The sequence below is a fragment of the Pseudorhodoplanes sp. genome (assembly GCF_035565795.1).
Lineage (GTDB): Bacteria > Pseudomonadota > Alphaproteobacteria > Rhizobiales > Xanthobacteraceae > Pseudorhodoplanes.
Map to the genome: position 1 here is coordinate 19363 of NZ_DATMRV010000264.1, position 8712 is coordinate 28074.

The following is an 8712-nucleotide window of genomic DNA, read 5'->3' on the forward strand; positions in this document are numbered from 1 at the left end:
TTCAAAATCCTGCGGGAACGCGCTTACGGATAAAGACGCGTCTTTGTCCAGGCTTCATGCGGCCCGCTTCGCGTGAAGGCGATTCGGTCGTGCAGCCGGAATGGACGATCATGCCAGAATTCTATCGCGATCGGTGCGATGCGAAACCCCGACCAGAATGGCGGTCTTGGAATCGTTCCAAGCGGATAGCGTGCGGTAACGCGCGCCACAGCGCCTTCGAAGGCAAGCCGGCTTTCGAGCGGTGACGATTGCTTGCTCGCCCACGCGCCGAGCTGCGCAAGCCTCGGCCGGGTCGCGAAATACGCATCGGCTTCCGCATCGCTCACCGGTGTCACGTCACCGCGCATGCGGATCTGGCGGCGCAACGACTTCCAGTGAAACAGCAATGCAGCCTGAGGGCGTTCGCGCAGCTCGCGGCCCTTGGCGCTCTCCAGATTGGTAAAAAACACGAAGCCGTTTTCGTCGTAGCCCTTGAGCAGGACCATGCGGACATCGGGAAAGCCGTCGGCGCCGGCAGTCGCGAGCGCCATCGCGTTCGGATCGTTCGGCTCCGCGCGCGTTGCTTCTTCCATCCATGCGGCGAATAGCGCGAAGGGCTCGGCGCTTTCGGTGAAATCACCGTTCGTTAACAAATCCGGATGATCAATAGGGGGTGCGTCAGTCATTTCGTGGGGTACCGAGTGGCCGGCCCGAGTTCAGCCGTCCGTCAGTCCGTATATAAGGTAGCCTTCGCGGCGCGCCTATGCCGAATGCTGTGCGCGGCCGGCATTGCGGCAATGGGTTGCGCGGTCGCCGGATGCAGCGCCAATGTGAAGCTGCCGGCCATGTTCGGCAAGGATGACGAGAAGCCGACCCACACGGGCTCCATTCTCAACCCGCCATCGCCGGAAGGAACCGGGCTGCCGCCGGCGTCCGATCTCGCCTATGCCAAGGTGGCCGCGACGGAGGTGGTCAGCCTCGACAGCCAGGACGCGAGCCTGCCATGGGAGAATCCGGCCTCCGGCGCACGGGGTACCGTTACGCCTCTTACTCAGGCCTACCGGATCGACGGCGAGGTCTGCCGGGATTTTCTCGCGAGCTATGTCTATGACGGGTCAGAGTCCTGGTTTCAGGGCGAGGCCTGTCGGGAAACCAAGGGCAAGTGGGAGGTCCGGCGGATGAAGGCCTGGCGCCGGTCCTGACGACCTGCCTGGGGACGGTCCCTGCGTGAAGCCATCCCGGGCTCTTGGCGTTGCGGAAACCGGACTACAATCCCAAATAACTTTGGAATCGAAGCCGGGCGCGGCCCGGCACCAACGGACATGAGCGGGGGCCGTTTCAGGCATCTGCTGAATAAGGAGTTTGTTATCACATGCGCGACCCCTACGAGGTGTTGGGGGTGCCGCGGGGGGCTGCGGCTGGCCAAATCAAGTCAGCCTTTCGAAAGCTTGCCAAGAAGCACCATCCGGACGCGAACAAGGACGATCCGAAAGCCGCCGAGAAATTCGCGGAGGCCAATGCCGCCTATGAGATTCTGGGCGATGAGACCAAGCGCAAGCAGTTCGACGCCGGCGAAATCGACGCCGAGGGCAAGCCGCGCTTTCAGGGCTTTGAAGGAATGCATCCCGGTGGCGGCTTCGGCGCGGGCGCCGGACCGGATGTTCACTTCGAGACCTTTTCCTGGGGGCCGCAGGGCGCTCAGCGCTCAGGACGGGCGGGCGGCGGTGGCTTCGGCAGCATCGACGATATCCTGAAAGAGATGATGGGCGGCCGGGCACGGCGCGGCGCCGGAGCACGGACCTTTGAACCCGAGGAATTCTCGCCGCCGCCGGGGCGCGATGCGATGGCGTCGACGACGATCACGCTGTCGGACCTCGCACATGGCGGCTCCCGCCGGGTGTATCTGCCGACCGGCAAGGAGGTCGACGTCAAGATTCCTGTGGGGCTGTCGGACGGTCAGCAGATCAGGCTGAAAGGGCAGGGCTTCTCGGATGGCGGACCGCCGGGCGATGCAATCATCACGGTGCATATTGCAAAGCATCCGTATTTCGAGCGCGACGGCGCCAATATCCGGCTCGATCTGCCGATCACGCTTTATGAGGCGGTGCTCGGCGGCAAGGTTCGGGTGCCGACGTTAGACGGCGCCGTCGAACTGAACATTCCCGCCAATACCAGCGGCGGCCGGACATTCCGACTGCGCGGCAAAGGTCTGCCGGACAAGAACGGCACCGGGGATCTGATGGCGACGGTTCGCATCGTCTTGCCGGACACGGCCGATCCCGACCTTGAGGACCTGATGCGCAAGTTGCGCGATGAAAAGCCCTACGATCCCCGCAAGGATCTCGTCTGACGTCAGCCGCCGCGACGGCTGACGACCGGTTCGTGCGAGGAGCGATTGCTCGGCGGTGGCGGTGCGCGGTGCTCAAGCTGCTCGAACGCAGCGCGTGCGAGTTCCTTCAACCGGGTCTTCTCCGCGGGACCGGCAACCACGTAGCCGTATTCGCCGACCACCCATCGTATCGCCGCGACATGGTCCGACGCATAATAGCGGAACGCCATCTGCGGATGGGCCAGCTTCGACATGTAGAACGTGACGCGGTCGCCGTTGCCGTTCTCATACATCAGCAGTGCGGCCGGCCCGCTTTCTCCGGGCAGCAGACGCCCGCCCATCAGCTTCATGTCGAAGGCGGCGAAGTCCGGAAGGCGTAGCGTGGTGCCGATGCCTCGTGACAGCCATGGCGCAAGATGCGCTTCTGTCGCGCCGACCTCAATCGGGTGACGGATTTCGCCGATATAGAGCTTGTGGGCGGCGAGGGCACGCTGCGCGAGATCGTCGGCGGGGTCGCCGACTGCGGCAACGACTTCGGTCGTGCTGCGCGCCATCCAGCCGGCAATGCCGCCGACCAGGAATGCAACCGCCGCGACCGCAGCCGCGATCGCTCGCCAATTGCGGCCCGAGCGCAGCAGCGCGTCCATCTTCAGGCGTGTCGGCACAGCCTCGTTCGCGGTATTGTTGAAGCGCGCGCGAATTGCATCCACCTGCAGGCGCCATGCGGCAACGCGCGCGGCATCTTCCGGATGCGAAGCGAGCCAGTCCTCAACCGCAGCAATCCGGTCGGCCGGCAACTCGCCATCCACGTGAGCGTGCAGCTCCTCTTCGGTCACGGGTGATTTCCGGTCGACCATCGTGTCCTCTACTTCACGCGGCGCAGCGCCGGACGCTCGCCGTCGAGATAGGCCTTGATCTGCGCGCGTGCGCGCGCCAGCCGCGACATCACGGTGCCGATCGGAACACCCTGGACGTCTGCGACCTCGCGGTACGACAAGCCTTCAAGCACCACGAGCAACAAAGCCTGTTTCTGGTCGTCGACCAGAAGATCGAGCGCGCGCTCGATGTCCCGTCCGCCGGCTTCGGGGCCGGCGGAATCAGGCGCATCGTTGTCGTCGAGCGTGGCGGTCAGCGGACGCCGCGCGAGCGAGCGCAGGCGGTTGCGGTTCAGATTGGTCAGGATGGTGAACAGCCACGAGCGGATTTCGCCCCCATGGAACAGGTGTTCCGAGCGCAGGGCGCGCACCAGCGTGTCCTGGACGAGGTCGTCGGCCAGCTCCGCGTCACGGGTCAGCGCCCGAGCATAGCGTCGCAATGCGGGAACATTGGATTCCACGTCCAGACGAAAGCTGCTCATTTTCAGTCGCTGCCCCTGCAGTCGGGTTGCTGGCCGTCCAGCCGCGGTTCAGGGCCGTAACGCCAAGATCAACACCTCTCGGATATTCAATATTCCGAAAATGAGGCCGGTTCGGCGCCGGTCCGGCTTCTTGAAGGCCAGAATACCCTATGTCACAAGGTGGCGCACTAGAGCGCCTCAAACTGTGGAAGCGCCTCAAAAAGGAACAGCGATGGTGGATGCGTCTGGCCTCATGCGTGGAAAGCGCGGCCTGATCATGGGGGTTGCAAACAACCGTTCGATCGCCTGGGGCATTGCCCGGGCCTGCCGTAACCATGGCGCCGACCTTGCCTTCACCTACCAGGGCGATGCGCTCAAGAAGCGGGTCGAGCCGCTGGCCGAGGAGGTCGACGGTATCGTGGTCGGACATTGTGACGTGTCGGAACCCAAGACGATCGACGCCGTGTTCGAGGCCGTGCGGTCAGCCTGGGGATCGCTCGATTTCGTGGTCCACGCGATCGCGTTCTCGGACAAGGACCAGCTCGACGGCCGCTATGTCGACACCACCGAGGACAACTTCATCAAGACGATGTTGATATCCTGCTATTCGTTCACGGCGATCGCGCAACGCGCCGAGAAGCTGATGACGAATGGCGGCTCGATGCTGACGCTGACCTATTACGGCGCCGAGAAATGGATGCCGCATTACAACGTCATGGGGCTCGCGAAGGCCGCGCTTGAATCGTCCGTGCGCTATCTCGCCGCCGACCTCGGCGTGAAGAACATCCGCGTCAATGCGATTTCGGCCGGCCCGATCAAGACGCTCGCGGCGTCGGGCATCGGTGACTTCCGGTACATTCTGAAATGGAACGAATACAACACGCCGCTGCGGCGGAATGTGCAGCTCGATGAGGTGGGAGATGCGGCCGCATATTTCCTCTCCGACCTGTCGCGCGGCGTCACGGGCGAAATCCATCACGTGGATGCCGGCTACCACGTGGTCGGGATCAAGCATCCCGACGCGCCGGATCTGACCGTGGGCGAGCCGTAGACCGCTCTTCCTTCGTTGAGACATCCGCAAAAGAAAACGGCCGGACCGCGAGGTCCGGCCGCTTTCGCGCAGTGATGCGCGGAGTCTGAAATCAGGCTGCGATCCGGTAGAGGATCAGGTCGGCCTTCTTGGCCTTTGCCTTCTTGCCCTTCTTCTTCGCCGCAGCGGAGAAGTCGACCACGTTGTTCAGCTCGGCCTTCTTGGCCTTTGCCTTCTTGCCCTTCTTCTTCGCCGCAGCGGAGAAGTCGACCACGTTGTTCAGCTCGGCCTTCTTGGCCTTCGCCTTCTTGCCCTTCTTCTTGGCGGCGGCGGAGAGATCGGTCGCGATCAGCTCGGCCTTCTTGGCCTTTGCCTTCTTGCCCTTCTTCTTGGCAGCGGCGGAGAGGTCGGTCGCGATCAGCTCGGCCTTCTTGGCCTTTGCCTTCTTGCCCTTCTTCTTGGCAGCGGCGGAGAGATCGGTCGCGGTCAGTTCGGCCTTCTTGGCTTTCGCCTTCTTGCCCTTTTTCTTCGCGGCGGCCGAGAACTCGTCGCTCTTTGCAACGCCCGGCGTCGCCTGAGCCGCGATCACCGGCGTCAGGGTCGTCGACCCGATGAAGCCGATCGCAGCGATAACGGCGATCAATTTGCGCATGATTGTGTGTCCTTCTTGATCCTCTGCGGTGTGAGCGGGTCACCAAAGCTGATGCGCCCCTCCCGTAGTGCGGCCATTCATTTCAGATTTCAGTTCGGTCCGCAAATGAAAAAATCAAAAAAACGTAGAAAAATCAGTAGCTTAACGGGCATTCAGTTTGCCATTAATGCGCGTTCAGGGGGCTGAATGCCGATTAATGGCGGCGGCCGTTCGTGATGCAGTGCAGCAGCCGGCGGGCAAGGTCGCGCCGAAGGTAACCGCCCCATATTTGACCATGCGAACCACGCGGGCTACCAAGCCGCCGCATCGAAAAAACCACCATGTCATTCAACACCTTCGGCCATCTTTTTCGCGTAACCACGTTTGGCGAGAGCCACGGGCCGGCGATCGGCTGCGTTGTCGACGGCTGTCCGCCGCGCATTCCGCTGACCGTTGCGGAGATCCAGGCCGATCTCGACCGGCGTCGTCCGGGACAATCGCGTTTCACGACGCAGCGCCAGGAACCGGACGCGGTTCGCATCCTGTCCGGCGTGTTCACGGACGAAGCGACCGGTACGGAGATGACGACCGGTACGCCGATCGCGCTGCTGATCGAAAATGTCGACCAGCGGTCGAAGGACTATTCGGACATCAAGGACAAGTACCGCCCCGGCCACGCCGGCTACACCTACGACATCAAATACGGCTTTCACGATTATCGCGGCGGCGGGCGCGCATCGGCGCGAGAGACGGCTTCGCGGGTCGCAGCCGGTGCGGTCGCCCGCAAGGTGGTCCCTGGCATGTCGGTCCGTGGCGCGCTGGTTCGGATCGGTCCACACGCGGTGGATCGCTCGCGGTGGGACTGGAATGAGGTTTCGCGCAATCCCTTTTTCTGCCCCGATGCAAAGACAGCGGAATTGTGGGCGGATTATCTTGACGGGGTTCGCAAGGCCGGCTCGTCGGCCGGCGCTGTGATCGAGATCGTGGCGGATGGCGTGCCGCCGGGGCTCGGAGCGCCGGTCTACGGCAAGCTCGATGCCGATCTCGCTGCGGCTTTCATGAGCATCAATGCAGTGAAGGGCGTCGAAATCGGCGACGGCTTCGCGGCGGCGGATCTGTCGGGCGAGGCCAATGCCGACGAGATGCGCATGGGTAATGACGGCAAACCCGTCTTTCTTTCGAACCATGCCGGCGGCATCCTCGGCGGGATTTCGACCGGGCAGCCTGTGGTTGCGCGTTTCGCGGTCAAGCCGACCTCGTCGATCCTGCAGCCGCGACAGACCGTCGACCACTACGGCCGCGATGCCGACATCGTCACCAAAGGCCGTCATGACCCGTGCGTCGGCATCCGCGCGGTTCCCGTTGGCGAGGCCATGATGGCATGTGTGCTCGCCGATCATTATCTGCGTCATCGCGGGCAGGTGGGCGAGGGGCCGTCATGGCCGTGGCCCGTTCCCTCCCGCTAAACAGGACTGTTATGCTCGACACTCATCAGCGCATCGACCAGGCCATCGCGGCATTTGCCCGCGGCGAGATCATCGTCGTGACCGACGACGACGATCGCGAGAACGAAGGCGATCTGTTCGTCGCCGCCTCACTCTGTACGCCGGAGAAGATGGGCTTCATCATCCGCCACACTTCCGGCATCGTCTGCGCACCGCTATCGGCGGATGACGCCAAGCGTCTGCATCTCGATCCGATGGTGTCGCGCAACGATGCGCCGCTCGCGACCGCCTTCACGGTTTCGGTCGATGTGAAGCACGGATTGACCACCGGCATTTCCGCCGAGGAGCGCACCAACACCGTGCGCGCGCTCGCCAACGGCAACAGCGGCGCCACCGATTTCGTGCGGCCGGGTCACGTTTTCCCACTTGTCGCGCGCGATGGCGGCGTGCTGATGCGGTCGGGCCATACCGAGGCCTGCATCGATCTTTGCAAGCTTGCCGGCGTTCCTCAGGTCGGCGTCCTGTCCGAACTGATGAACGACGACGGCACCGTGATGCGCGGTCCGCAGGTCGCGGCATTCGCCGAGAAGCACGGGCTGAAGCGCCTGTCGATCGCGGATCTGATCGCCTACCGCCAGGCACGCGAAAAGCTGGTCGAGCGGGTCGGCGAGTTTCCGGTCGCTTCGCCGATCGGGCCGCTGCAGGGCTATGCCTATGTCACCCCGTTCGATGCCACCCATCACATGGCCTTCGTCTATGGCCGGGTCGCCGAGGGCAGGGACATCCTCACCCGCCTGCATCGCGCCGACGTGATCGGCGATGTGTTTGGCGGCGCCAAGACCATCAATGCCGTGCTGCAGCGGTTCAAGGAGGAGGGCCGCGGCGTAATCGTCTACCTGCGCGACGGCACGGCTGGCGTTCCGGTGACCGCGATCCCGAAGGGCGGAGAGACCGAGTCGGAGGCGGCGCGCATCCGTCAATGGCGCGAAATCGGCCTCGGCGCCCAGATCCTCAAGGACCTCGGGATCAACTCGATCCGCCTCGTGACCTCCAAGAAGCTGACCTATGTCGGCCTCGGCGGCTTCGGTATCGAGATTGTGTCCACGGAAGCTGTTGACGCCTAAGCCGCCGCTTTCACGCCGCCGCCGGTCATGGCACCATTTCCCCGGATTGCGGGGAGATGGGCATGCTGCGCCGACTGGCCGTGATTGCGATGATGTGTCTGGCCATCAGCGCCGCCGCGCTTCGCCTTGACGCGGCGCCCGCCACGCGTGGGGGCGGGCAGCAGACCACCACCGTCGACGTCGAACTCGTATTGGCGGTCGACATCTCCTATTCGATGGACCCGGAAGAACTGGCGCTGCAGCGCGAGGGTTATGCGAGGGCGCTGACCTCCAGCGAGTTCCTGAACGCCCTGCGCCAGGGCATCCACGGCCGCATCGCCGTCACCTATTTCGAGTGGGCGGGTGCGAGCGAGCAACGCGTCGTCGTGCCATGGCGTCTGGTGGACGGGCCGGAAAGCGCCGGCTCGGTCGCGGCCGACATCATGCAGGCGCCGATCCGCCGCGCGGCGCGCACGTCGATTTCGGGTGCGCTGTTGTTCGGTGCGTCCCTGTTCGAGAGCAGCGGTCACCGCGGTGTCCGGCGTGTCATCGATGTGTCGGGTGACGGCGCCAACAATTCGGGTCAGATCGTCACCATCGCGCGCGACGAGGTGGTATCGAAAGGTATCACCATCAACGGTCTGCCGGTCATGCTGAAACGGCCGAGCTACTCGACGATGGATATCGAACTGCTCGACGAATATTACGAGGATTGCGTGATCGGAGGCCCGGCCGCGTTCGTCGTGCCAGTGAAGGATCGCGAGAAATTCGTCGAGGCGATCCGCACGAAGCTGGTGCTGGAAATCGCAACACTCACGCCGCAGACGCGCATCATGAAGGCGTCTGCCGCCAATCCGCG

The 8712-nt window shown here is 63.7% G+C and carries 10 protein-coding genes; 6 read left to right on the plus strand and 4 right to left on the minus strand.

Annotated features, from left to right (window positions below; translation table 11 throughout):
- Positions 1–23 precede the first annotated feature (23 nt).
- Positions 24–665: a pyridoxamine 5'-phosphate oxidase gene (gene pdxH / locus VNZ93_RS23825; protein ID WP_325711367.1), complete on the minus strand. Its 642-nt coding sequence runs from the start codon at positions 663–665 to the stop codon at positions 24–26.
- Between the two features lie 111 nt (positions 666–776).
- Between pdxH and VNZ93_RS23830 the strand changes: the two genes are divergently transcribed.
- Together VNZ93_RS23830 and VNZ93_RS23835 are read left to right on the plus strand one after the other, a co-directional pair.
- A complete protein-coding gene (locus tag VNZ93_RS23830; protein WP_325711369.1) occupies positions 777–1181 on the plus strand; it encodes an RT0821/Lpp0805 family surface protein in 405 nt (134 codons plus the stop codon).
- A 170-nt stretch (positions 1182–1351) separates the two neighbouring features.
- A complete protein-coding gene (locus VNZ93_RS23835; RefSeq protein ID WP_325711372.1) occupies positions 1352–2329 on the plus strand; it encodes a J domain-containing protein in 978 nt (325 codons plus the stop codon).
- A 2-nt stretch (positions 2330–2331) separates the two neighbouring features.
- On the opposite strand, the gene VNZ93_RS23840 is transcribed toward VNZ93_RS23835, so the two are convergent.
- Both VNZ93_RS23840 and VNZ93_RS23845 read right to left on the minus strand, forming a co-directional pair.
- Positions 2332–3165 (minus strand): anti-sigma factor, encoded by an 834-nt coding sequence (locus VNZ93_RS23840; RefSeq protein WP_325711375.1) that lies wholly within the window; start codon positions 3163–3165, stop codon positions 2332–2334.
- A gap of 8 nt (positions 3166–3173) precedes the next feature.
- The gene (locus VNZ93_RS23845) at positions 3174–3665 is read right to left on the minus strand and encodes a sigma-70 family RNA polymerase sigma factor (protein ID WP_325711378.1); all 492 of its coding nucleotides are present in this window, start codon (positions 3663–3665) and stop codon (positions 3174–3176) included.
- A 211-nt stretch (positions 3666–3876) separates the two neighbouring features.
- Between VNZ93_RS23845 and fabI the strand changes: the two genes are divergently transcribed.
- Complete coding sequence (gene fabI / locus VNZ93_RS23850) at positions 3877–4695, plus strand: enoyl-ACP reductase FabI (protein ID WP_325711381.1); 819 nt, start codon at positions 3877–3879, stop codon at positions 4693–4695.
- Positions 4696–4786: 91 nt separating this feature from the next.
- Here the strand turns inward: fabI and VNZ93_RS23855 are convergent, their stop codons facing one another.
- Positions 4787–5326: a hypothetical protein gene (locus VNZ93_RS23855; protein ID WP_325711384.1), complete on the minus strand. Its 540-nt coding sequence runs from the start codon at positions 5324–5326 to the stop codon at positions 4787–4789.
- A gap of 320 nt (positions 5327–5646) precedes the next feature.
- On the opposite strand from VNZ93_RS23855, the gene aroC reads away from it, so the two are divergent.
- From aroC to VNZ93_RS23870, 3 genes are all read left to right on the plus strand, one after another.
- Positions 5647–6771, plus strand: a complete 1125-nt coding sequence (gene aroC / locus VNZ93_RS23860; RefSeq protein WP_325711387.1) for a chorismate synthase — start codon at positions 5647–5649, stop codon at positions 6769–6771.
- An 11-nt stretch (positions 6772–6782) separates the two neighbouring features.
- Positions 6783–7874 (plus strand): 3,4-dihydroxy-2-butanone-4-phosphate synthase, encoded by a 1092-nt coding sequence (gene ribB, locus VNZ93_RS23865; protein WP_325711390.1) that lies wholly within the window; start codon positions 6783–6785, stop codon positions 7872–7874.
- A gap of 89 nt (positions 7875–7963) precedes the next feature.
- Positions 7964–8712: DUF1194 domain-containing protein (locus VNZ93_RS23870; protein ID WP_414710181.1), on the plus strand; the 749-nt coding region annotated here is incomplete at its 3' end.

What these genes read in the sequence shown, in the direction of transcription:
- pdxH (WP_325711367.1), bottom strand. Translation starts at nt 665, where the DNA reads ATGACTGACGCACCCCCTATTGATCATCCGGATTTGTTAACGAACGGT.
- VNZ93_RS23830 (WP_325711369.1), top strand. Translation starts at nt 777, where the DNA reads ATGGGTTGCGCGGTCGCCGGATGCAGCGCCAATGTGAAGCTGCCGGCC.
- VNZ93_RS23835 (WP_325711372.1), top strand. Translation starts at nt 1,352, where the DNA reads ATGCGCGACCCCTACGAGGTGTTGGGGGTGCCGCGGGGGGCTGCGGCT.
- VNZ93_RS23840 (WP_325711375.1), bottom strand. Translation starts at nt 3,165, where the DNA reads ATGGTCGACCGGAAATCACCCGTGACCGAAGAGGAGCTGCACGCTCAC.
- VNZ93_RS23845 (WP_325711378.1), bottom strand. Translation starts at nt 3,665, where the DNA reads ATGAGCAGCTTTCGTCTGGACGTGGAATCCAATGTTCCCGCATTGCGA.
- fabI (WP_325711381.1), top strand. Translation starts at nt 3,877, where the DNA reads ATGGTGGATGCGTCTGGCCTCATGCGTGGAAAGCGCGGCCTGATCATG.
- VNZ93_RS23855 (WP_325711384.1), bottom strand. Translation starts at nt 5,326, where the DNA reads ATGCGCAAATTGATCGCCGTTATCGCTGCGATCGGCTTCATCGGGTCG.
- aroC (WP_325711387.1), top strand. Translation starts at nt 5,647, where the DNA reads ATGTCATTCAACACCTTCGGCCATCTTTTTCGCGTAACCACGTTTGGC.
- ribB (WP_325711390.1), top strand. Translation starts at nt 6,783, where the DNA reads ATGCTCGACACTCATCAGCGCATCGACCAGGCCATCGCGGCATTTGCC.